Source organism: Ancylobacter sp. 3268, assembly GCF_031456575.1.
In the GTDB taxonomy this organism is placed as follows: domain Bacteria; phylum Pseudomonadota; class Alphaproteobacteria; order Rhizobiales; family Xanthobacteraceae; genus Ancylobacter.
In genome coordinates, this window is sequence record NZ_JAVDUX010000002.1 from 417,388 (window position 1) to 439,198 (window position 21,811).

The window sequence follows — 21,811 nt, forward strand, 5'->3', positions numbered from 1 at the left end:
GTCATGTTACCGCCGACAACTTCTCGTTGCACCGCGACCTTTTGTCACCCGCGGATCTTACGATCGCGGGCGCCCAGCGTGCGCAGGCGCAGCGCGTTCAGCTTGATGAAGCCGGCGGCGTCGCGGTGGTCATAGGCGACCGCGCCCTCCTCGAAGGTCACGAGGTCCTGGTTGTAGAGCGAATAGGGCGAGGAGCGGCCGACCACCTCGACATTGCCCTTGTAGAGCTTCAGCCGCACCTCGCCGGTGACGAGCTCCTGGCTCTTGTCGATCAGCGCCTGCAGCATCTCGCGCTCGGGCGAGAACCAGAAGCCGTTATAGATCAGCTCCGCATAGCGGGGCATGATCTCGTCCTTCAGATGCGCCGCGCCGCGGTCGAGCGTGATGCTCTCGATACCGCGATGCGCCTTGATCAGGATGGTGCCGCCGGGGGTCTCGTAGACGCCGCGCGACTTCATGCCGACGAAGCGGTTCTCGACGAGGTCGAGGCGGCCGATGCCGTTCTCCTTGCCGAGCGCGTTCAGCCGGGTCAGCAGGCCGGCCGGCGAGAGCGCCTCGCCATCGATCGAGACGGCGTCGCCTTTCTCGAAGCCCACGGTGATGTAGGTCGCCTTGTCCGGCGCGTCCTCCGGGGCGATGGTGCGCATATAGACCATTTCCGGCGCCTCGACGGAGGGGTCCTCCAGCACCTTGCCCTCGGAGGAGGAGTGCAGGAGGTTGGCGTCGACGGAGAACGGCGCCTCGCCGCGCTTGTCCTTGGCGATCGGGATCTGGTGCGCCTCGGCGAAGGCGATCAGCTGCTCGCGCGAGCGCAAATCCCATTCGCGCCACGGGGCGATGATCTTGATCTCCGGCTCCAGCGCGTAATAGCTCAGCTCGAAGCGCACCTGGTCGTTGCCCTTGCCGGTGGCGCCATGGGACACCGCGTCGCCGCCGACCTTGCGGGCGATCTCGATCTGCTTCTTGGCGATCAGCGGCCGGGCGATCGAGGTGCCGAGCAGATATAGGCCTTCGTAAAGAGCGTTCGCGCGGAACATCGGGAACACGTAGTCGCGCACGAATTCCTCGCGCACGTCCTCGATGAAGATGTGCTCCGGCTTGATGCCGAGCAGTTCGGCCTTCTTGCGCGCCGGCTCCAGCTCCTCGCCCTGGCCGAGATCGGCGGTGAAGGTCACCACCTCGCAGCCATAGGTGGTCTGCAGCCATTTGAGGATTACCGAAGTGTCGAGACCGCCCGAATAGGCGAGGACCACGCGCTTGACGTCAGCCATATCGAAGAATTCCGCGAGTAGAGAGGCGAGAGAACCGGGAAATCCGGCGCCGAGGGCGCGCGGACTATAGGCATGGCGCTGGCGCGCGCAACCCTTCGCGTGTGGTTTGGGGCCGTGCGGCGCTTGCCTCAGGCGATCGGGGAAGGAGGCGGCGGCAGCGGGCCGGGCGGGGGTGGAGGCGGCGCGGGCGGCAGCACCGGCGGCCGCTCGGCGAAGACCGGCTTCCAGAAGCCGGCGCTCCAGCCGGCCACCAGCCAGTAGGCGAGCCCGCCGGCCAGTCCGGCGGCGAAGATGTAGAGATCGACGTCGAAGCTGGCCAGCGCCGCGCCTTCGGGGAATGGCGGGAACAACTGCGCCCCGAGCCAGGCGGAGATCGCCCCGTTCACCGTGTGGAACAGCCAGGAGCGCACGCCGAACATCTCGGCGAACAGAACGCCGATCAGCGCCACCGCCCACATCGTCAGCGCCGCGCCGGAGAGGGCGAGGCCGGAGATCATCGCCGCATCGAACAGCCGGATCGCATCGATGTCGTGCGTGCCGGCGAGGATGTCGCCGACCCGCCAGGAGCCGGCGATCATCACCATCACCGAGACGATCAGCGCGCAGACCAGCCCGAACGGCACCAGCACGAAGCGCAGCAGCAGCCGCAGGAGCGCGTCCACGCCGCTATTCCGCCGAGGCGGCCATGGCGCGCAGGGCCAGCCTTTCGCGGGCGCTGAGCTTCTCGGTCTCGCTCTTCAGCTGCCCGCAGGCGGCGAGGATGTCGCGCCCGCGCGGCGTGCGCACCGGGCTGGAATAGCCGGCGCGGAACACGATGTCGGAGAACTGCTCGATGGTCTCCCAGTCCGAGCACTCATATTTGGTGCCCGGCCAGGGGTTGAACGGAATCAGGTTGATCTTCGCGGGGATGCCGGCCAGCAGCTTCACCAGCGCCTTGGCGTCGGCCGGCGAGTCGTTCACGCCCTTCAGCATCACATATTCGAAGGTGATGCGCTTGGCGTTGGAGGCCGGCGGATAGTTGCGGCAGGCGTCGAGCAGTTGCTTCAGCGGGTACTTCTTGTTGATCGGCACCAGCACGTCGCGCAATTCGTCGCGCACCGCGTGCAGCGAGATGGCGAGCATCGGCCCCACCTCGGTGCCGAGGCGCTCGATCTCCGGCACCACGCCGGAGGTGGAGACGGTGATGCGCCGCTTGCCGATGCCGAGCCCCTCGCCGTCAGCCAGCACCTCGATGGCTTTCGCCACCGAGTCATAGGCATAGAGCGGCTCGCCCATGCCCATGAACACGATGTTGGTGACCAGCCGGTCGCCTTCGGTCGGCAGGCCCGGCCCCACGGCGCGTTCCTGCCCGGGATAGTCGCCCAGCCGGTCGCGCGCGACCATCACCTGCGCAACGATCTCGGCGGCGGTCAGGTTGCGCACCAGCCGCTGGGTGCCGGTGTGGCAGAACGAGCAGTTGAGCGTGCAGCCGACTTGGCTGGAGACGCACAGCGTGCCGCGGTCGCTCTCGGGGATGTAGACCATCTCGACATCGTGCGGCTTGTCGCCGGCGATGTCGGGCGGCAGCCGCAGCAGCCATTTGCGGGTGCCGTCGGCCGACACCTGCTCGACCACCACCTCGGGCCGGTCGAGGGTGAAGGCGCCGGCCAGCTTCTCGCGCAGCCCCTTGCCGACATTGGTCATGGCGTCGAAGGAGGTGACGCCGCGCAGATAGATCCAGTGCCAGAGCTGGGCGACGCGCATGCGCCGCTCGCGCTCGGGCATGCCGATCTCGGCGAGCGCCGCGGAAAGCCCCGCGCGGTCGAGGCCGGCGAGCGAGCGGCGCGTGTCCGTCAGGGACGCCGGCGCGACCGGTGTGGCGGCAATGGCAGCGCCCGCCCCGGCGGCGGCGGCCGCAGTGGTATCGATGAGGTTCATGGCCGTTTTCGAGAATGGATGTTTGCGCGCCTCATAGCACGCCTCGCCCCCAAAGGCGAATGCGTGCCGCGCAGAGCTCGCGTGCCGCTACTTCAGCGGCACCCAGATGTCGATGACGAGATCGTCGTCGGGCGTCGTCGTCGGGTCGGCGCGATATTCCTCGACATAGAGGTCCTGCGCCTCGAGATCCTTGGCGTCGAGCAGGTTGGCGATCTGCTCATAGGTCGGGTCCATGGCGTCATAGGGTCCGCGATGGGTGAAGCGCAGCGCCTTGCCGGCCGGCGAGGCGGAGAATTCCAGCCCATCCCCGGGCTTCTCGGTGGTGGCGCCGGAAAACGGCACCGCCGCTTCGAAGGAGAAGCCCTCGTCGTCGGTCATGGTGTATATGATGAAAGGTGCGCCCGCCCGCTTCAGCTTCAGCCGGTCAAGCTCGGCATAGACCGTCTTGAGCGTCGCGACGATGGTGGCGAAACCTTCGTCCCAATTGCTTTTGGCCGATTTCTGCAGCACCGGCACCGGCACCATCTCGGCCGGATCGCCGAAGCCGTCCGGCCGCTGGAGCGGGTCGCCGCCCAGGGGAACGCTCGACGTGTCCACGCCCTTCGGGTCGATCACCGGCGGCGCCACCAGGTCGCCCTGACCGTCAGAGGGGGTTTCCGGCGCCTTGTCCGTCGGCGCCCCCGGGGCGGGGGTGGCAGGAGCCGGCGCGGGTGCCTGCGCCTGTGCCGGCGGCGCCGCCATTGCCAGCAGCGCCAGCGCGAAGGCGGCTTTCGTCAGGGGGTTGAGGAGCCGAAGGACAAGCTGCATGGTTCACCCGGGCACGGCATGACGCCGTGCCATCCTTAGCATCCCACCAGTGGCGCGACGATGGCGCAAAGGCCGCGCCGACACGTTTCCCCGCCCGCGCGGCAGCGGCGCCACGGCGGCACCTCCGTAGCGCCTCGCCATACGCCCCCCCAAGCCCGCGCTTCGCCCGCGCTTCATGCCCACCCCTCATGGTGGCGCGCCCCGGCCGCGCCTTGCGCCGCAGGAACGGGCGTCCTGCGGCAAACGCACTGGCCTTCGCGCCCGCCTTCGCCATATAAGGGCGCATTCCCGCCGCATGGCGCCTGGTCGGGCATTCTCGGATCATCATGGCTTCGCTGGCACATCGCCCCTTCGTGAAGATGAACGGCCTTGGCAACGAGATCGTCGTGCTGGATCTGCGCGACGGGCCGATGCCGGTGCCGCCGGCGGAAGCGCGGGCGCTGGCCCGTCCCGACGTGCTGCCCTTCGACCAGATCATGGCGCTGTATCCGGCCGCCGTGCCCGGCATCGACGCCTATGTGCGCATCATCAATGCCGATGGCTCGGAAGCCGGCGCCTGCGGCAACGGCACACGCTGCATCGCGCTTTATGAGTATGGCCGCACCGGCCGCGCGCATATCCGCTTCGAATCCGTCGCCGGCCTGCTGGATTGCACGATCGCGTCCGGCGGCATCACCGTGGATATGGGACCGCCGCGTTTCGGCTGGGCCGATATCCCGCTCGCCGGGCCGGTCGCCGATACCCGCGCCCTCGACATCCAGGCCGGCCCGGCGGAAGCCCCGGCGCTCGCCGACCCGGCGGTGGTGAATGTCGGCAACCCGCACGCGGTGTTCTTCGTGCCGGATGCCGCCGCCATCGACCTCGGCCGCTACGGACCCGAGCTGGAACGTCACCCGGCCTTTCCGGATCGCGCCAATATCTCGGTCGCGCAGGTGCTTTCGCCGGACCATATCCTCCTGAAGGTGTGGGAGCGCGGCGCCGGCCTCACCCGTGCCTGCGGCTCGGCCGCCTGCGCCACCGCCGTCTCCGCTGCCCGCCTCGGCCTTACCGGCCGCCGGGTCACCGTCACCCTGCCCGGCGGCGACCTCACCATCGATTGGCGCGAGACGGATGACCACATCCTGATGACCGGCCCGGCGGAGCTGGAATATTCCGGCCACCTCACCCCCGACATGCTCGGCGTGACGGCCTGAAGGATCGCCCAGGGAACGCTCAGGGAACGCTCATGCCCGTCGACGTCGTCACCTTTGGCTGCCGCCTCAATACGCTCGAATCCGAGGCGATGAAAAACGCGGCCGGCGCGGCCGGCCTCGAGGATCTCGTGGTAGTCAACACCTGCGCGGTCACCGCCGAGGCGGTGCGCCAGGCCAAGCAGGCGATCCGCCGGCTGAAGCGCGAGCAGCCGGGCACGCGCATCGTCGTCACCGGCTGCGCCGCCCAGACCGAGCCGGAAACCTTCGCCGAGATGGCGGAGGTCGAGCGCGTCATCGGCAATGCAGACAAGGCCAAGCCCGAAACCTGGGCGAGCGCCCGGCAGGCGCTCGATTTCGGCATCGGCCATGAGGAGAAGGCCGTCGTCGGCGACATTATGAGCGTGCGCGAGACGGCGCTGCACCTCATCGAGGGCGTTCAGGTCGACCGGCTGGAAGGCCGCACCCGCGCCTTCGTGCAGGTGCAGAATGGCTGCGACCACCGCTGCACCTTCTGCATCATCCCCTATGGGCGCGGCAATTCCCGCTCGGTGCCGATGGGCGAAGTGGTGGCGCAGGTCCGCCGCCTGGTCGAGAACGGCTATGCCGAGGTGGTGCTCACCGGCGTCGATCTCACCTCCTACGGCACCGGCCTGCCGGGTGCGCCGAGGCTTGGCACGCTGGTGCGGTCGATCCTGCGCCATGTGCCGGAGCTGCGGCGCCTCAGGCTGTCCTCCATCGATTCCGTCGAGGCCGATGACGAGCTCATCGCCGCCATCGCCGGGGAGGAGCGGCTGATGCCGCACCTGCATCTCTCACTTCAGGCCGGCGACGACCTCATCCTCAAGCGGATGAAGCGGCGGCATTCGCGGAGCGATGCTATTCGTTTCTGCGCTATGATCCGCCGGGCGCGGCCGGACATGGTATTCGGCGCCGACATCATCGCCGGCTTCCCGACCGAGACCGAGGCGCATTTCCGCAACTCGCTGGCGCTGGTCGACGAATGCGGGCTGACGCATCTGCACGTCTTCCCCTTCTCGCCGCGGCGCGGCACTCCGGCGGCACGCATGCCGCAGGTGCCGCGCGAGGTGGCGAAGGAGCGCGCGCGGCGCCTGCGGGAAAAGGGCGCGAGCGCGCTGCTGCGTCATCTCGCGGCGGAGATCGGTGTCCGCACCGAAGTGCTGGCCGAGACCGAAGGCCTAGCCCGCACCCGCGGCTTCACCCCGGTGCGGCTCGCCAAACCCATGCCGCCCGGCAGCATCGGCGAGGTGCGCATAGCCGGCCATGACGGAACCCATCTCCTCGGCACGCACCTTGTGGGTGCCGGGCCGATCGCTGCCTGAACCCGAGCGCTCAACTGATGTCCGACGATACCCCCCGCCCCGGTTTCTGGAAGCGCCTGACGCAGGGGCTGACGCGCACCGCGTCGAACCTGTCGACCGGCATCACCGACCTGTTCACCAAGCGCAAGCTTGACGCCACCACGATCGAGGATCTGGAAGACGTGCTGATCCGCGCCGATCTCGGCGTCGAGACCTCCGCCCGGATCGCCGAGGTGGTCGGCAAGGGCCGCTACGACAAGCAGATCGAGCCGGAGGAGGTGCGCGGCCTCGTCGCCGCCGAGATCGAGAAGGTGCTGGCCCCGGTCGCCATGCCGCTCGTGTTTGAAAGCGATGCCAGACCCTTCGTGCTGTTGATGGTCGGGGTAAACGGCTCCGGCAAGACCACCACCATCGGCAAGCTCGCCTCGGCGCTGCGGGCGCAGCGCAAGAAGGTGGTGCTCGCCGCCGGCGATACTTTTCGCGCGGCGGCGACCGAGCAGCTCAAGGTCTGGGCCGAGCGCACCGGCGCCGCCCTGGTCTCGCGGCCCCCCGGTGCCGATGCCGCCGGCGTCGCCTTCGATGCGCTGGCGCAGGCGAAGGCCGACAATGCCGACGTGCTGATCATCGACACCGCCGGCCGGCTGCAGAACCGCGCCGAGCTGATGGCGGAGCTGGAAAAGATCGTCCGCGTCGTCCGCAAGCAGGACCCCACCGCCCCGCACGCGGTGGTGCTCACCCTCGATGCCACGGTCGGCCAGAACGCTCTGTCGCAGGTGGAGGCGTTCCAGCGCGTCGCCGGCGTCACCGGCCTCGTCATGACCAAGCTCGACGGCACCGCCCGCGGCGGCATCCTCGTCGCGCTGGCCGCCAAGTTCGGCCTGCCGGTGCATCTCATCGGCGTCGGCGAGGGCATTGACGACCTGCAGCCCTTCGCCGCCCGCGATTTCGCCCGCGCCGTGGTGGGTTTGGACGACTGAACGCCTCTTGATCGCCCTGCCCCTTGATCGCGCCGCATTGCCGGGCGACAACGCTTGGGAATAGAGGATTTCCACCGCGATGAACGACAACCGTCCCCCCGCCCGTGCCATGCACCCGCTGACCAAGATCGCGCTGGAGCTCGGGCCGCTGGTGATCTTCTTCATCGCCAATGGCCGTGCGGGCATCTATGCCGCCACCGGCGCCTTCATGGTGGCGACCTTCGTCGCGCTGGTGATCATGTGGCTGCTGGCGCGCAAGATCGCGGTGATGCCGCTGATCTCCGCCGCGGTGGTGCTGGTGTTCGGCACGCTCACCATCGTGCTGCAGGACGACCATTTCATCAAAATGAAGCCGACCCTGGTCAACGCGCTGTTCGGCGTCGCCCTGCTCGGCGGCATGGCGCTGAAGAAGCCGCTGCTGCCCTATGTGCTGGGCGACGTGTTCGAGCTGACGCCGGAAGGCTGGCGCGTGCTGACGATCCGCTGGGGCGTATTCTTCCTCGCCATGGCGGTGCTGAACGAGATTGTCTGGCGCAGCGTGTCGACCGACAGCTGGGTGGCCTTCAAGACCTTCGGCTATCTGCCGCTCACGCTGATCTTCGCCATGGCGCAGGTGCCGCTGATGACGCGTCACGGCGCCCCCGCCAGTGCCGCCCCGCCGACGCATGCGGCGCCGACCACCGGATCCCCGAAGCCCGGCGAATGAGCCGGCCGCCTGCCTCCGCCCGCCGGGGACGGAGGGAGAGGGCACTTACGGCGCCGGGTTGCCGGTGAGCTGGTGCACGGCGTCGATCTTCTCGATCACCTCCGGCGCCAGCTTCACGTCCTTGGCGTCGATATCGGTCTTCAACTGCTCCATCGTGGTGGCGCCGAGGATCACCGAGGTCATGAAGCGGCGCGACAGCGCGAAGGCCAGCGCCATCTGCGCCGGGTCGAGCCCGTGCTCGGCGGCGATCCCGAGATAGGCGTCGATCGCCTCCTCCGTGCCCGGCTTCTGGTAGCGCTGGCCACGGTCGAACAGCGTGGTGCGCGCGCCGGCCGGCCGGGCGCCGTTCTGGTACTTGCCGGTGAGAAAACCCTGCCCCAGCGCCGAATAGGCCAGGAGCGCCACATCCTCGCGCAGGCTCACTTCGGCGAGCGCGGTCTCATAGGTGCGGTTGACGAGGCTGTAGGCATTCTGCACCGAGGCCACGCGCGGCAGGCCGTGCCTCTCCGCCTCCGCAAGGAACCGCATCGTACCCCAGGCGCTCTCGTTGGAGAGGCCGATATGGCGCACCTTGCCTTCCGTCACCAGTTCGCCGAGCGCCTGCAGCGTCTCCAATACCGGCGTCTCGTCCGGCGTCGGCCGGCCGTCGGCATCGTCGGGCCAGCGCGTGGGGTTGGAACCCCAGGGCATCTCCCGGCCCGGCCAATGCAGCTGGTAGAGGTCGATATAGTCGGTCTGCAGCCGTGTCAGGCTGTTCTCCACCGCCTCGCGGATCTGGGTGCGATTCGGCCTGCCGGGCGAGCCGTCGGCGCGAAACCAGGTCATCTCCGACAGGCCCACCACCTTGGTGGCGAGGATCACCTTGTCGCGATTGCCGCGCGTCTTGAACCAGGAGCCGATGATGCGCTCGGTCGAGCCCTGCGTCTCCGGCTTGGGCGGAATGGAGTAGAGCTCGGCGGTATCGATGAAGTTGATGCCCTCGCCGAGGGCATAGTCGAGCTGGGCGTGGCCTTCGGCCTCGGTGTTCTGCTGGCCGAAGGTCATGGTGCCGAGGCAAAGCTCGCTCACCTCGAGGCCGGTGCGGCCGAGCGGACGATAACGCATGGGATTTTCCGGAATGCCGGGAGGAAGGGTTGCGAACTTAATACGCCCTCCCTCGACCGGGTCGCAAGTGCTGCACCGCAACAGGGCTTTCGCGGCGCGCGCCCGGCGATGACCGCAGCTTCCGGCGAGCGACGCCCCGGCTAGCCGGGCGTGCCGGCCTTGAGGGTGCCGAGCCACGCCTCCACCGTCGGCAGGATCTTCTCGACGATCACCTCGACCCCTTCGGCGGTGGGGTGCATGCCGTCGGCCTGGTTCAACCGGGCCCCCTGCCCGGCGACGCCGTCGAGGAAGAACGGGTAGAGCGGCACGCCATAGGTTGAGGCCAGTGCGGGATAGATCGCGTCGAAGCGCGCCTTGTAGTCGGCGCCCATATTGGGCGGCGCCAGCATGCCGGCGAGCAGCACCGGGATGCCGCGCTCCTTCAGCCGCGCCAGCGCGGCGTCGAGCGCCTTTCGCGTCACCGCCGGATCGATGCCACGCAGCGCGTCGTTGGCGCCGAGTTCGAGGATCACGCCCTGCGTGCCGTCCGGCACCGACCAGTCGAGACGCGAGGCACCGCCGCTCGCCGTGTCGCCGGAGACGCCGGCATTGTCGATCACGACATCGTGTCCCCGCGCCTTCAGCGCCGCCTGCAGCTTCACCGGAAAGGCCTCGGCGGCGGGCAGGCCGTATCCGGCGGTCAGACTGTCGCCGAGCGCGACGAGGCGCACCGGCTCCGCCCGCGCCGCCGCGAGCGGCAGAACCAGCATCATCGCGGCCACGCAGACCCGCCGCAGCCTCCGGCCGGCGCGCGTGCCATTGACGACAAGGTGTTTCGTCCGGCCCTTTTCTGCGGTGCACACCGGCCCATATGCTGCGAGACGTTGAGCCGACTTCGAAAATGCATCGCGAAAACGACAGGAAAACATGCAGCCGGACTCCCGTTTCAGTACCGCCGCTCCCGCCATTGCGCTCGACAAGGTCGAGCTGTCTCTGGGGTCGGGCGCGGCGCGTGTCCATATCCTCAAGGGTATTTCGCTGAATATAGGGCAAGGCGAGGCGGTCGGCCTGGTCGGCCCCTCGGGTTCCGGCAAATCGAGCCTGCTGATGGTGCTCGCCGGGCTGGAGCAAGCGGATGGCGGCAGCGTCGTCGTCGCCGGCCAGCAGCTGGCGGGGCTCGACGAGGATTCGCTCGCCCGGTTTCGCGGCCGGCATGTCGGCATCGTGTTTCAGGCTTTCCACCTCATCCCGACCATGACGGCGCTGGAGAATGTCGCGGTACCGCTGGAGCTCGCCGGCCGGGCCGACGCCTTCGAGCGCGCCCGCGCCGAGCTCGCCCAGGTCGGGCTCGGCCACCGGCTCGATCATTATCCTTCGCAGCTTTCCGGCGGCGAGCAGCAGCGCGTGGCGGTGGCGCGCGCCCTGGCCCCGGAGCCGGCGATCCTCGTCGCCGACGAGCCCACCGGCAATCTCGACGAGAGCACCGGCCAGCAGATCATGGAGCTGATCTTCGCCGCCCAGGCACGGCGCGGTGCCACGCTGGTCATCGTCACCCATGATCTCGCCCTCGCCCGCCGTTGCGACCGCACGGTGCGCCTGCGCTCCGGTCAGATCGAGGAAAGCGCGCTCATCGGCGGGGACGCGGCATGAGCGTAACCACCAGCGACGACGCCCCCGCCGCCGCGCGGGCGCCCGAGACCGGCCGTGGTGGCTTCTCGCTCTCCCTTGCCCTGCGCTTCGCCCTGCGCGAGCTGCGCGGCGGCCTGCGCGGCTTCGGGGTGTTCCTTGCCTGCCTCGCGCTCGGCGTCGCCGCCATCGCCGGCGTCGGCTCGTTTTCGCGTGCGCTTACCGATGGGTTGGAGCGCCAGGGCACCACGCTGCTCGGCGGTGACGCCGCCTTCACGCTGGTGCAGCGCCCGGCGACGCCGGAGGAAATGCAGCTCTTCACCGCCGCCGGGCGGGTCTCCATCATCGCCACACTGCGCGCCATGGCCCGTACCGGCGAGGGCGCCGGCCTCAATTCGACCCTCGCCGAGGTGAAGGCGGTCGATGGCGCCTATCCGCTCACGGGTACGCTCACCCTCGACCCGCCGGCTCCGCCGGCACAGGCGCTTGCCGAGACTGACGGCCGCTTCGGCGCGGTGCTGGATCCGGTCCTGGCCGAGCGCCTGGGCCTCAAGATCGGCGACGACCTCCAGCTCGGCGCCGCGCGCCTGCGGGTCACCGGCCTCATTTCCAACGAGCCCGACCTGTTGGCGACCGGCCTCGGCTTCGGGCCGCGCCTGATGGTCTCCCTCGCCGCCCTGAACGCCTCCGAACTGATCCAGCCCGGCAGCCTGGCGCGCTGGCACTACCGGGTGCAGCTGAACGATCCCGGCAGCCTTTCCACCTTTCTCGACGAGGTGAAGGCAAAAGCGCCGCAGGCCGGCTTCGAGGTGCGCACCCGCGACGCCGCCGCCCCCCGGCTTGAGGACAATGTCCGCCGCTTCACTCAGTACCTCACCCTCGTCGGGCTGACCGCGCTGCTGGTCGGCGGGGTGGGCGTCGCCAATGCGGTGAAGAGCCATCTCGACGCCAAGCGCGGCGTGATCGCCACCTTCAAGTCGCTCGGCGCGCCCGGCCGGATGATCTTCGCGATCTATGTGCTCGAAGTCGTGCTGATCGCACTCATCGGTCTTCTCATCGGCCTCATCGCCGGCACAGCTTTGCCCTTCGCGCTCGACGCCGCCTTCGGCCATTTGCTGCCGATCGCGATCGAGTCGAGCGTGCAGCCGGCAGCGCTCGCCCTCGCCTTCGGCTACGGTATCCTCATCGCGCTGGCCTTCGCGCTGTGGCCGCTGGGCCTCGCCCATGACGTGCCGGTGTCGGCGCTGTTCCGCGAATGGGACGACAACGGCCCGCGCCGACCGCGCAAGATCTATATCGCCTTGACGGCGCTAGCGATTTTGGCGCTGTGCGCCCTTGCCGTCGCGGCCAGCGAGGAGCGTCGCATCGCCATTTACTACCTGCTTGCCTCGGCCGGCGTGCTGATCACGCTGCGGTTGGTGGCGACCGGCATCATGGCCATCGCACGTCGCCTGCCACGGCCGCGCTCGACCGGGGCACGGCTGGCGCTCGCCAATATTCACCGGCCGGCAGCGCTGACCCCGACGGTGGTGCTGTCGCTCGGGCTGGGGCTCACTTTGCTGGTCACACTGTCACTCATCGACCGCTCACTCACCCGCGAACTCACCGCCCGCCTGCCCGACCAGGCGCCGAGCTTTTTCTTTCTCGACATTCAAAGCACTGATACACAACAGTTTTCCGACTTCCTCGCCAAGGAGGCGTCGGGCGGCAAGATCGAGGTCGTGCCGATGCTGCGCGGCCGACTGATCAACCTCGGCGACCGGCCGGTCGAGCAGATCACCCCGCCGCCCGAATTCGCCTGGGTGCTTTCCTCCGACCGCGGCGTCACCTATTCCGCCGAGCTGCCGGAGGGCTCCACGCTGGCGGAAGGCAGGTGGTGGCCGGCGGGCTATTCCGGCAAACCATTGGTTTCATTGGAAAAAGAAATAGCCGATGCTTTCGGGCTCAGGGTCGGCGACAGCGTCACGGTGAATGTGCTGGGGCGGCCGATCACTGCGGAAATCGCCAATCTGCGGAAGGTGGAGTGGGAGCGGCTGGCCATTAACTTCGTCATGGTGTTCTCGCCCAACACCTTCCGCGGCGCGCCGCACACCTCCCTCGCCACCCTTGCCTTCCCCCAGGGAGTGGACGAGGCCACCGAGCGCGGTATTTCGCGAGCTGTCGCAAGATCTTATCCGGGCATCACCGCCGTGCGGGTCAAGGAGGCGCTGGCGGAAATCGGTGCGCTGGTCGCCAATCTTCTGCTGGCGATACGCGGCGCCAGCCTGGTGACGCTGGTGGCGAGCGTGCTGGTTCTCGCCGGCGCGCTGGCCGCCGGGCAGCATCATCGGGTGTACGATGCGGTTATTCTGAAGACGCTCGGCGCCACCCGGCCCCGTCTCCTGCTGGCCTATGTTCTGGAATACGCCGCGCTCGGCCTCGCCACCGCGCTGGTGGCAGTACTCGCCGGCACCGTTGCCGCCTATGCGGTGGTGGTCGGGGTGATGAAGATCGGCTTCGCCTTCTCGCTGCCGGCCGCGCTGGGGGCGGTCGGTGTGGCCTTGTTGCTCACCGTCGCTTTCGGGCTCATCGGCACCTGGTGGGCGCTCGGGCAGAAGCCGGCCCGCATACTACGGAGCTTGTAAGCTCATCCCTTAACGATATGTGCCTTAACGATATGTGCCGCTGCGGCATTTCTTGCCGAAACTTCACTTGCGGGCGGCGGCGGCTCTGCTCATATTTCCCGCAGAGTCGCCGCGACCCCGTCCGGGGTGCGGCGGAAGGCGTCTGAAAGGGACCCGTCACCATGTCCGACAACGATCGCAATATCACCGTCCCGCGCTACGGCTCGACGGCGACGCGGACGCAGGCCGCGATCGATCAGGGCCTCCGTTCCTATATGCTGCGCGTCTACAACTACATGACGCTCGGCCTCGCCATCACCGGCGCGGCGGCGCTGGGCATCTACATGCTCGCCGTCTCGGCCGAGCCGACCCAGTACGCGCTCGGCGCCAATGTCTACCTGACGCAGTTCGGCTATGCGCTGTTCGTCAGCCCGCTGAAATGGCTGGTGGTGTTGGCGCCGCTCGCCGCCGTGTTCTTCTTGTCCTTCCGCGTCGACCGCATGAGCGTGGCGGCGGCGCAGACGGTATTCTGGGTCTATGCGGCGCTGGTCGGCATCTCGCTGTCGACGATCTTCCTCGTCTACACCCATGACAGCATCGTGCGGGTGTTCTTCATCACCGCCGCCACCTTCGGCGCGCTGAGCCTCTATGGCTACACCACGCCGCGCAGCCTGTCGGCGATGGGCTCGTTCCTGATGATGGGCCTGTTCGGCATCATCATCGCGAGCCTGGTCAACATCTTCCTCGGCTCGTCGATGCTGCAGTTCATCATCTCAGTGGTGGGCGTTCTGGTGTTCGCCGGCCTCACCGCCTACGACACCCAGCGCATCAAGGAAATGTACTTCGCCGGCGACGACGACGTGGTGGCCGGCCGCAAGGCGATCATGGGCGCGCTGACGCTCTATCTCGACTTCATCAACCTGTTCGTGATGCTGCTGCAGCTGTTCGGCAACCGCAACAACTGACGCGCATCGCCCTTCGACGGCGTCGAGGCCCCGGCATCGTCCGGGGCCTTTTCGTTTGGGCGATCCGGTGTGCACCGATCATGGCAGCCCTGGCCCGGGTGCCGTAGGGCGCGATGCAGAGTACCTCCTTCGCGGGCGGATCGCTGGCCACGTGGCGGCCCCGCGGTCAAGCCCGGTTGATGCCTGACTCGAGAAAGCCGAGCCAGGCATCGGTGCGTGACGAGCGGCCGTCCGCCGGCCTCGTGCTGACATCCCTGACCGGCCGAGCGAAACTCAAGTTCGAACAACAACTTCGATGACCGCATGTCGCCCTCGCGCAGATCGGCTTCGAGATGTGCGGGAAGCGGCGAACCGACATCCGACCTCAACCCACCGTCGGTCGCGGACGCGACCATCGTTCATATCCCCCTAGGGGGGATTGAAATAACCCCTCTAGGGGGATAGGATATTTATATGAGCGAGCACCCTCATATCCACCACACCCACCCCGAGATCGTGAAGCGCCTCAAGCGCTCGCACGGGCATCTGCGCACGGTGATCGAGATGCTGGAGGCCGGTCGGCCCTGCCTCGACATCGCCCAGCAGTTGCACGCGGTGGAGAAGGCGATCAGCCAGGCCAAGAAGACCCTGATCCAGGACCATCTGGATCACTGCCTCGACGAGGTGGTGTCGCCGCTGCCGCAGGATCAGAGGCGCTCGATCAACGATTTCAAGGACATCATCAAATATCTCTGAGGCCCCATGCCCACCTTCGCCGAGCTGATCCAGCAAAGCAGCGCTCACGCCTGGCTTTTCATCCCCAGCGCCATCCTGCTCGGAGCCCTGCACGGGCTGGAGCCCGGGCACTCCAAGACGCTGATGGCCGCCTTCATCGTGGCGGTACGGGGCACCGTCACCCAGGCGGTGCTGCTGGGGCTGGCTGCCACCGTGTCGCACACACTGGTGGTCTGGGCGATTGCGCTCGGCGGCATGTATCTGTGGCAGGGCACCGCGCCGGAAACGTTCGAGCCGTATCTCCAATTCGCCTCGGCGTTGATCATCGTCGGCATGGCCAGCTGGATGCTGTGGCGTACCTATGAGGACCAGCAGCGGGCCAAGGCCGCGCAGGGTCATCATCACGGCCCTCACGGGCCCGATGCCGATCACGGGCACGGCCACGCGCACGACCACGGGCATGGACACGATCACGGCCACGATCACGGCCATGACGACCCTGCACATCCCGTCGCCGACATCCGGATGATCGATACCGGCCACGGCCTGCACAAGCTTGAGCTTCACGACCACGGCCACGGCGACGCTCATTGGCGCTTCCGCCCCGAACGGGGCAAGCCGTGGACGGCCGGCGAAGTGAAGCTGACCACCGAGCGGCCGGACGGGCGCGTCCAGAGCTTTTCCTTCGCCGGGCGCGATGGCTACATCGAGAGCGTGGAAGCCATCCCCGCGCCCTTCGACTTCATGGCGCGGCTGGCGCTGGGGCATGGCAACCATTCGCACGATTTCGACGTGTCGTTCCTGAAGAGCGCGGAGGGGCATGACCATCTCCACGAAGAGATGCGCGGGCTCGAGGTCGGCACCGACGGGTATCAGGACGCGCATGAGCTCGCCCATGCCAACGACATCCGGCGTCGCTTCGCCGACCGCAACGTCACGACCTGGCAGATCATCCTGTTCGGCCTGACCGGGGGCCTCATCCCCTGTCCCGCGGCGATCACCGTGCTGCTGCTGTGCCTCCAGCTCAAGGAAGTCACCCTCGGCTTCGGCCTGGTGCTGTGCTTTTCCATCGGGCTGGCGATCACGCTGGTCGCGGTGGGAGCCACCGCGGCGCTCAGCGTGCGGCAGGCCGCCAAGCGCTGGAGCTGGTTCTCCACCGCCGCGCGCCGGGCGCCGTATTTCTCCGGCATGCTGCTGATCGCCGTCGGCCTCTATGTCGGCTGGCATGGCTGGAGCGGCATTGCCGCCCTTGCCGCCACCCCGGTGGCAGGCTGACCGGCGAAGGCCCCGGCGCGACGTGGCAGCTCTGTCAAAACAACGTCTTGGACCATAAGCACATATGGCGGAGCCGAAGAGGAAGGAGCGATCTGGCGCCTCCTTCCTCTCGGTAGCCGAGAGACATTCATTGAAAATTGAAGTATGAGGTGCGACGTTTTCGGGGCCGGCGGCGGACGCCACCCGCAAATTGCGCAACATCAGCGAACGATAGACAGGCAGTAGGTACCGAGGCCCGCATGATACGCCTGTCGAGAAGCCTCGTTTTCGCCGTGGTGGGGTTGATGCTGGCAGCCTGCGCCAACCCGCCGGACGGCGTGCTTCTGCCGGTGGCGGGAACGACGGCCGACACCAGCCAGGTCGACATGGTGGTGGCGACGACCCGCCTGCGCTCGGACAATCCCGGCAACATGTATACCGGCGAGCGCGGCCGCCCGACGCTTTCCTTTGCCCGTATCACCGTTTCCATTCCGCCCGAAACCGTCCGCAAGGTCGGCGAGGTGCAATGGCCGAAGCGGGTCCCGGGCAACCCGCAAACCGATTTCGTCACCACCCGTGCCGAGATGATCAACCGGGACCAGGCGCTAAGCTGGTTCAGCCAGCGGCTCAAGCAGACGCCGCAGCGCCGGGTGATGGTGTTCATCCACGGCTTCAACAATCGCTTCGACGATGCCGTGTTCCGCTTCGCCCAGATCGTACACGATTCCGGCGCGCCGGTGGTGCCGATCCTGTTCACCTGGCCGTCGCGCGGCAGCCTTCTGGCCTATGGCTATGATCGCGAGAGCACCAACTATTCGCGCGATGCGCTGGAGCGGCTGCTGTCCTATCTCGCCGCCGATCCCGAAGTCGGCGAGATCACGGTACTGGCCCATTCCATGGGCAATTGGGTGACGGTTGAAGCGCTGCGGCAGATGGCCATCCGCAACAAGCGCATCGCGCCGAAGATCCAGAACGTCATCCTTGCGGCACCCGATGTCGATGTCGACGTGTTCCGCACCCAGGTCTATGACATGGGCTCGCCGCGGCCGAACATCACCGTCTTCGTCTCCCGCGACGACAAGGCGCTCTCGCTGTCGCGGCGGATCTGGGGCAGCACCGATCGCCTCGGCGCCATTGACCCGGACAAGGAGCCGTACAAGACCGAATTCGAGCGCGACAAGATCACCGTGGTCGATCTCACCAAGCTGCGCACCGGCGACCCGCTGAACCACGGCAAGTTCGCCGAAAGCCCCGAAGTGGTGCGGTTGATCGGCCAGCGCCTGGCCGAAGGGCAATCCATCAACGATTCGCGCGTCGGGCTTGGCGACCACATCATCGAGGCCTCCGCCGGCGCGGCGGCGGCAGTGGGTACCGCCGCCGGCGTCATCGTCGCCGCCCCGGTGGCGGTGGTCGACCCCAACACGCGCCAGAATTACGACCAGCAGGTCAAGACTCTCGGTCACAGCCTCGCCGGCAGCGCAGAGAACCGGACTTCGCTGGCCCCGCCCCCCGCGCCGGAATGAGCCGTGAGCCATCCGCCGCCCGGCAGTGCGGCCGGATGTGGGGATGGCGGTTGCCACGGCCTGCGACCTCGGGCGCGGCTTGACCGTTCCGCTGGCCGCCGATCCGCCCCGACAGGCCGGGAAGCAACGATGTGATGAATGGCGGCAGGGATGCCGCCCGGCAGACTGATCTGGCGGCGGTTTGCGCCCGTAAGAGCGTCGAACCCACCGCAGCGGATCCGAACCGCCATGATGCATCACGCGATCAGCTATCTTGCCACCGGCCTGGTGTTTCTGGCCATCGACTCGGTCTGGCTCGGGCTCATGGCCGGCCGGTTCTATCGACCGCGGCTTGGCCATTTGATGGCGGACCAGCTCAACCTGCCGCCGGCCATCCTGTTCTATCTGCTCTATGTTGCCGGCATCGTGGTATTCGCGGTCCAGCCGGCGCTGGCATCCGGGCGCTGGAGCACCGCCCTGACGCAGGGCGCGCTCTTCGGGCTGATCGCCTATGCCTGCTACGACCTCACCAATCAGGCCACGCTGCGCGACTGGCCGGCGCTGGTCACGGTGGTCGACATCATGTGGGGCACGGTTCTCACCGCCGGATCGGCGACCGTTGGCATGCTCGTCACCCAGGCATTGACCGCCCGGCTCCCGAGCTGATCCCGCCCCGTTTCAACGGCGTGAGCGGTGCAATCGCCGGGGGTGGCCGACGCCATGCCGATGCCGAGGAAGTGACGGCATCAGGCAACGTCACCCGTGCCGCGATGTGGCCGGAGCACGATCAGGCTGATGATTTGCCAGCTCCCCGGGTACTCCCGCCCGGGGAGCGGCGCGGCGGGCCCGGCCAGAACGCGTTGACCCGCCGCCGATAGTCGCGGAAGGCGGCACCTCGCGAACGCAGCATATGCGCCTCCGTCGGCGGGATGCCGGAGACGTGAACCAGCAGCACATAGATCAGCAGCGGGGCGACAAGCGCGGCCGCACCCCATGGGTAGGCGCCGGTGAGATCGATGGCGATCGCCGGATAGGCGAGCCAGCCGAGCCACTCGAAGAAATAATTCGGGTGGCGCGTCAGCCCCCATAATCCGGCGTCGCAGACACGCCCACGATGTGCCGCGGCGGCGCGGAAGCGCGCCAGCTGGCGGTCCGCGACGGCGGCGCCCAGCAGGCCGACGACGAACAGCGCGACGCCGATCACATCTCCCGCCCGCCAGCCCGGCAGCGGATGATGTGCCGCCGCCATCACCGCGCCTGCCAGCACCAGCGCCGCCAGTGCCTGGGTTTGCAGGAACAGGAACAGCCGGCGCGGCGCGGCGGCGCCCCAGTCCCGGCGCAACTCGGCATAGCGCGGATCGTCATGGCCGGCGCGGGTGCGCCGCAGGATGTGCAGGCCCAGCCGCAGCGACCACAGTGCCACCAATGACGCGACGAGCATCTGGCGCGGCAGCCATGAGGCGGCGCCCAACGGCATGAGCGCGCCAGCCACACCGGCGCTACCAGCGGCGAAAGACCAGACGGTGTCAACCCAGCCGTGATTGCCGCTAAGCTCGGCGGCGCGCCACGCCCCTGCCATCGCCAGAGACAGCCCGCCCGCAAGCAGGAGGAACGCGAACAAGGGGCTCATAAACGCGCCTCCCGCCCCGTCACCTCATGAATGAAAGCCGACATGTCGTCGAGCACCGGAGCCAGCAGCCGCAGCGGCCGGGAAAAGGCACCGAGCAGGGTGCGGTGGTCGACGCGTTCATAGACCCTGACGATCACCTCGCCGCCGCAGGCGCGGATGCGGGCGGCGAGGCGCGCGGTGTTGCCGGGATCGACCGTGTCGTCGCTCGGCCCGGTGGCAAGGAAGGCGGGCGCCTCGCCACCCTGCACGAAATTGATCGGCTGGCTCAGCGCTCGCCCAGGTTCCGGGCCGAAGATCGCCTCCAGCGTGCGGCTGCGGAGCGGCAGGAAATCATAGGGCCCGGCGAGCCCGACCAGACCGGCAATGTCGCGCCGGGCATCAAGCCCGGCCCCCTCCAGCCACTGCCGGTCGAAATGCAGCGCCGCCGCGATATGCGCGCCCGCCGAATGACCGGCGAGCACCAGCCTGCGCCCGTCGCCGCCAAAGGCTCCGGCATGATCGCGTGCCCAACGCACTGCCTGGGCCGCGTCCTTCACAAAATCGGGAAAGCGCACCTCGGGATAGACCCGATAATCAGGGATGACCGCGACGATGCCCCGGCTCGCCAATGCGGCGCCGACGAAGCGGTAGAAGCCGCGCTCCCCTCCCTCCCAGCCGCCACCATAAAAGAACACCACGACGGGAAACCGGTCGCCTGCCGAGGAGGGGGCGGGGGCGGGGGCGTAGACATCGACGCCGTGGCGCGCGCCTTCGGCATAGGCAAGAGCGGGAATCGTCCGGACGTTCTCCAGCCGCGCCAGCGTGTTGAGCGTGGCGAGCGGCGCCGTCCAGGCGGCGGCGGTGGCCGTGGCGGCACCGCCGGCGAGCACGGCGAGCGCGACAGGCCAGGCCTCGCGCATCACCCACCTATAACCGGACGAAAGGCTGGATCAGCCGGCCGAAGAAGCCGGTAAGCCTCATCCCGCCCTCCAGAGCGGCGAGGCAGATGCACTCGCCATCCGGATCGACCACCGGCTGGTGCTCGACCTCGGCATCCATCTCGCTGAGGTCGCCCGGCAGATAGCGCCCATACCCATCAGAGAAAGAGCCGACCAGCACCTGGGTGAACTCGGTGCCGAAATGGCCATGCTCCGGCAGCTTGCGACCGGGGCCGACCCGGAGCAAGGTCAGCCGTGCGGAAGGATCATGCGGCAGCTTCACCGCGCTGGCGCGCACGCCGAAACCGATCCAGCGCCACGGGCCGATCTCGCAGGCGCGCAGCGGCTCGGGCAGGGCGATGCCGCCGGGCAACGTTCCCGGCCGGCGCGGCCGAACGGTCGGCAGCGGCGTGGCCCGAGGGCCCCTCTCCTCCGCATCGAGCACGCGCAGCGCGGCGGCGAAGGCATCCGGCGCCATCGGCACCGGTTCGATCTCCTCCAGAAGCGCACCGCCCACGGCCTCGAAACGCCCCACGCGGGCACGGCAGGCCGGGCAGCCGGCCAGATGGGTCGCGACCACCATCGCCGGGCCGGCGGGCAGCCGACCCGCGGCGTAGCGCATGAGCGTTTCATCGGTCGCGTGGTGACGGACAGTCATGATTCGCCTTCCAGCAGTGCACGCAGCCGCCCGAGGGCGAGGCGCACCCGCGATTTCACCGTGCCGAGCGGCAGGCCGAGCTCGCGGGCGATCTCGGAATGCGCCTTGTCGCCGAAGAAGGACAGCCGCAGCACCAGTGCCTGCTCGTCGGACAGCGCCTTCAGCGCGGCCCGCACTCTCGCCTCCTGCTCGGTAGCCAGCAGCAACGCCTCGCTGGAAGGAGCGACTTCCTGCTCTTCGGGCGGCGCGCTCTCGGCGGCCGCGGCCACGCGGACCCGCCGCAAATGGTCGACCCGCAGGTTGCGGGCGATGGTGAAAATCCACGTCGCCGCGCCGGCACGGGCCGGATCGAAATAGGATGCCTTGCGCCATACGGAAAGCATGGTTTCCTGGGCGATTTCCTCGGCGGTATTGGCCGGCAGGCCGGATTTCCTCAGGAACGCCGTCACACGCGGCGCGAAATGCTGGTAGAGCCGCGCAAAGGCCTGCCGGTCGCGCTCGGCGGCAATCTTCAGGATCAGCCGCGCCAGTTCGCAGCCATCCGGCATGGCGTTGCCTTCCGTCAGATGCGTCACCAATCGCCCCCGTACCGGCAATCGGAGGCCGGGAGACCCGTCAGAGCGTGCGTGGTCCAGCAAGGCATTCATGAACCCTTCTACGCACCGGCTC

The 21,811-nt window shown here is 68.2% G+C and carries 21 protein-coding genes; 11 read left to right on the forward strand and 10 right to left on the reverse strand.

The genetic code is table 11. The annotated features are described in order from the left end of the window. Positions 1-44: 44 nt before the first annotated feature. From J2X65_RS04160 to J2X65_RS04175, 4 genes are all read right to left on the reverse strand, one after another. Positions 45-1,271 (reverse strand): argininosuccinate synthase, encoded by a 1,227-nt coding sequence (locus J2X65_RS04160; protein ID WP_310198404.1) that lies wholly within the window; start codon positions 1,269-1,271, stop codon positions 45-47. 128 nt (positions 1,272-1,399) lie between these two features. Next, on the reverse strand, positions 1,400-1,933 hold the full coding sequence (locus J2X65_RS04165; RefSeq protein ID WP_310198407.1) for a hypothetical protein: 534 nt from the start codon (positions 1,931-1,933) through the stop codon (positions 1,400-1,402). Between the two features lie 4 nt (positions 1,934-1,937). Beyond that, the gene (gene rlmN, locus J2X65_RS04170; protein WP_310198410.1) at positions 1,938-3,188 is read right to left on the reverse strand and encodes a 23S rRNA (adenine(2503)-C(2))-methyltransferase RlmN; all 1,251 of its coding nucleotides are present in this window, start codon (positions 3,186-3,188) and stop codon (positions 1,938-1,940) included. Between the two features lie 87 nt (positions 3,189-3,275). Next, a complete protein-coding gene (locus J2X65_RS04175) occupies positions 3,276-3,995 on the reverse strand; it encodes a GyrI-like domain-containing protein (RefSeq protein WP_310198412.1) in 720 nt (239 codons plus the stop codon). A gap of 326 nt (positions 3,996-4,321) precedes the next feature. Here J2X65_RS04175 and dapF point away from each other — a divergent pair, with 326 nt between their 5' ends. From dapF to J2X65_RS04195, 4 genes are all read left to right on the forward strand, one after another. Continuing rightward, positions 4,322-5,188, forward strand: coding sequence for a diaminopimelate epimerase (dapF, locus tag J2X65_RS04180; RefSeq protein ID WP_310198416.1), 867 nt, complete (start codon positions 4,322-4,324; stop codon positions 5,186-5,188). 32 nt (positions 5,189-5,220) lie between these two features. Next, complete coding sequence (gene mtaB, locus J2X65_RS04185; RefSeq protein ID WP_310198419.1) at positions 5,221-6,528, forward strand: tRNA (N(6)-L-threonylcarbamoyladenosine(37)-C(2))-methylthiotransferase MtaB; 1,308 nt, start codon at positions 5,221-5,223, stop codon at positions 6,526-6,528. Between the two features lie 17 nt (positions 6,529-6,545). After that, the gene (ftsY, locus tag J2X65_RS04190; protein ID WP_310198421.1) at positions 6,546-7,484 is read left to right on the forward strand and encodes a signal recognition particle-docking protein FtsY; all 939 of its coding nucleotides are present in this window, start codon (positions 6,546-6,548) and stop codon (positions 7,482-7,484) included. A 79-nt stretch (positions 7,485-7,563) separates the two neighbouring features. Next, positions 7,564-8,190, forward strand: coding sequence for a septation protein A (locus tag J2X65_RS04195; protein ID WP_310198425.1), 627 nt, complete (start codon positions 7,564-7,566; stop codon positions 8,188-8,190). Between the two features lie 45 nt (positions 8,191-8,235). Here the strand turns inward: J2X65_RS04195 and J2X65_RS04200 are convergent, their stop codons facing one another. Both J2X65_RS04200 and J2X65_RS04205 read right to left on the reverse strand, forming a co-directional pair. Beyond that, on the reverse strand, positions 8,236-9,294 hold the full coding sequence (locus tag J2X65_RS04200) for an NADP(H)-dependent aldo-keto reductase (protein ID WP_310198428.1): 1,059 nt from the start codon (positions 9,292-9,294) through the stop codon (positions 8,236-8,238). 140 nt (positions 9,295-9,434) lie between these two features. After that, positions 9,435-10,043, reverse strand: a complete 609-nt coding sequence (locus J2X65_RS04205; protein ID WP_310198561.1) for an arylesterase — start codon at positions 10,041-10,043, stop codon at positions 9,435-9,437. Between the two features lie 157 nt (positions 10,044-10,200). Here J2X65_RS04205 and J2X65_RS04210 point away from each other — a divergent pair, with 157 nt between their 5' ends. The 7 genes from J2X65_RS04210 to J2X65_RS04240 all read left to right on the forward strand — a co-directional run bounded on the left by J2X65_RS04210 (position 10,201) and on the right by J2X65_RS04240 (position 18,603). Beyond that, positions 10,201-10,923: an ABC transporter ATP-binding protein gene (locus J2X65_RS04210; protein WP_310198430.1), complete on the forward strand. Its 723-nt coding sequence runs from the start codon at positions 10,201-10,203 to the stop codon at positions 10,921-10,923. Next, positions 10,920-13,523, forward strand: a complete 2,604-nt coding sequence (locus tag J2X65_RS04215) for an FtsX-like permease family protein (protein ID WP_310198433.1) — start codon at positions 10,920-10,922, stop codon at positions 13,521-13,523. The genes J2X65_RS04210 and J2X65_RS04215 overlap by 4 nt, the downstream gene beginning before the upstream one ends. A gap of 161 nt (positions 13,524-13,684) precedes the next feature. Continuing rightward, positions 13,685-14,467 carry a Bax inhibitor-1/YccA family protein gene (locus J2X65_RS04220; RefSeq protein ID WP_310198436.1) on the forward strand — a complete coding sequence of 261 codons (783 nt, stop codon included), beginning with the start codon at positions 13,685-13,687 and terminating at the stop codon, positions 14,465-14,467. Between the two features lie 453 nt (positions 14,468-14,920). Then, on the forward strand, positions 14,921-15,202 hold the full coding sequence (locus J2X65_RS04225; protein WP_310198438.1) for a metal-sensing transcriptional repressor: 282 nt from the start codon (positions 14,921-14,923) through the stop codon (positions 15,200-15,202). Between the two features lie 6 nt (positions 15,203-15,208). Then, on the forward strand, positions 15,209-16,456 hold the full coding sequence (locus J2X65_RS04230; protein ID WP_310198440.1) for a nickel/cobalt efflux transporter: 1,248 nt from the start codon (positions 15,209-15,211) through the stop codon (positions 16,454-16,456). A 239-nt stretch (positions 16,457-16,695) separates the two neighbouring features. Then, positions 16,696-17,958, forward strand: a complete 1,263-nt coding sequence (locus tag J2X65_RS04235; protein ID WP_310198442.1) for an alpha/beta hydrolase — start codon at positions 16,696-16,698, stop codon at positions 17,956-17,958. 228 nt (positions 17,959-18,186) lie between these two features. Continuing rightward, complete coding sequence (locus J2X65_RS04240; RefSeq protein ID WP_310198444.1) at positions 18,187-18,603, forward strand: DUF2177 family protein; 417 nt, start codon at positions 18,187-18,189, stop codon at positions 18,601-18,603. Between the two features lie 121 nt (positions 18,604-18,724). On the opposite strand, the gene J2X65_RS04245 is transcribed toward J2X65_RS04240, so the two are convergent. The 4 genes from J2X65_RS04245 to J2X65_RS04260 are packed head-to-tail and all read right to left on the reverse strand — an operon-like array spanning position 18,725 to position 21,717. After that, positions 18,725-19,567, reverse strand: a complete 843-nt coding sequence (locus J2X65_RS04245) for a DUF1295 domain-containing protein (protein ID WP_310198447.1) — start codon at positions 19,565-19,567, stop codon at positions 18,725-18,727. Further along, entirely contained in the window at positions 19,564-20,466 is a 903-nt protein-coding gene (locus J2X65_RS04250) for an alpha/beta hydrolase (protein ID WP_310198452.1), read from the reverse strand. Before J2X65_RS04250 ends, J2X65_RS04245 begins: the two co-directional genes overlap by 4 nt. A 7-nt stretch (positions 20,467-20,473) precedes the next feature. Next, the gene (locus J2X65_RS04255) at positions 20,474-21,142 is read right to left on the reverse strand and encodes a ChrR family anti-sigma-E factor (protein WP_310198455.1); all 669 of its coding nucleotides are present in this window, start codon (positions 21,140-21,142) and stop codon (positions 20,474-20,476) included. Further along, positions 21,139-21,717 carry a sigma-70 family RNA polymerase sigma factor gene (locus J2X65_RS04260; RefSeq protein WP_310198457.1) on the reverse strand — a complete coding sequence of 193 codons (579 nt, stop codon included), beginning with the start codon at positions 21,715-21,717 and terminating at the stop codon, positions 21,139-21,141. The genes J2X65_RS04255 and J2X65_RS04260 overlap by 4 nt, the downstream gene beginning before the upstream one ends. Between the last annotated feature and the right edge of the window lie 94 nt (positions 21,718-21,811).

Coding starts and splice junctions, on each gene's coding strand:
- J2X65_RS04160 (WP_310198404.1), bottom strand. CDS start 1,271: ATGGCTGACGTCAAGCGCGTGGTCCTCGCCTATTCGGGCGGTCTCGAC.
- rlmN (WP_310198410.1), bottom strand. CDS start 3,188: ATGAACCTCATCGATACCACTGCGGCCGCCGCCGCCGGGGCGGGCGCT.
- J2X65_RS04175 (WP_310198412.1), bottom strand. CDS start 3,995: ATGCAGCTTGTCCTTCGGCTCCTCAACCCCCTGACGAAAGCCGCCTTC.
- dapF (WP_310198416.1), top strand. CDS start 4,322: ATGGCTTCGCTGGCACATCGCCCCTTCGTGAAGATGAACGGCCTTGGC.
- mtaB (WP_310198419.1), top strand. CDS start 5,221: ATGCCCGTCGACGTCGTCACCTTTGGCTGCCGCCTCAATACGCTCGAA.
- ftsY (WP_310198421.1), top strand. CDS start 6,546: ATGTCCGACGATACCCCCCGCCCCGGTTTCTGGAAGCGCCTGACGCAG.
- J2X65_RS04195 (WP_310198425.1), top strand. CDS start 7,564: ATGAACGACAACCGTCCCCCCGCCCGTGCCATGCACCCGCTGACCAAG.
- J2X65_RS04200 (WP_310198428.1), bottom strand. CDS start 9,294: ATGCGTTATCGTCCGCTCGGCCGCACCGGCCTCGAGGTGAGCGAGCTT.
- J2X65_RS04205 (WP_310198561.1), bottom strand. CDS start 10,043: ATGCTGGTTCTGCCGCTCGCGGCGGCGCGGGCGGAGCCGGTGCGCCTC.
- J2X65_RS04210 (WP_310198430.1), top strand. CDS start 10,201: ATGCAGCCGGACTCCCGTTTCAGTACCGCCGCTCCCGCCATTGCGCTC.
- J2X65_RS04215 (WP_310198433.1), top strand. CDS start 10,920: ATGAGCGTAACCACCAGCGACGACGCCCCCGCCGCCGCGCGGGCGCCC.
- J2X65_RS04220 (WP_310198436.1), top strand. CDS start 13,685: ATGTCCGACAACGATCGCAATATCACCGTCCCGCGCTACGGCTCGACG.
- J2X65_RS04225 (WP_310198438.1), top strand. CDS start 14,921: ATGAGCGAGCACCCTCATATCCACCACACCCACCCCGAGATCGTGAAG.
- J2X65_RS04230 (WP_310198440.1), top strand. CDS start 15,209: ATGCCCACCTTCGCCGAGCTGATCCAGCAAAGCAGCGCTCACGCCTGG.
- J2X65_RS04235 (WP_310198442.1), top strand. CDS start 16,696: ATGATACGCCTGTCGAGAAGCCTCGTTTTCGCCGTGGTGGGGTTGATG.
- J2X65_RS04240 (WP_310198444.1), top strand. CDS start 18,187: ATGATGCATCACGCGATCAGCTATCTTGCCACCGGCCTGGTGTTTCTG.
- J2X65_RS04245 (WP_310198447.1), bottom strand. CDS start 19,567: ATGAGCCCCTTGTTCGCGTTCCTCCTGCTTGCGGGCGGGCTGTCTCTG.
- J2X65_RS04250 (WP_310198452.1), bottom strand. CDS start 20,466: ATGCGCGAGGCCTGGCCTGTCGCGCTCGCCGTGCTCGCCGGCGGTGCC.
- J2X65_RS04255 (WP_310198455.1), bottom strand. CDS start 21,142: ATGACTGTCCGTCACCACGCGACCGATGAAACGCTCATGCGCTACGCC.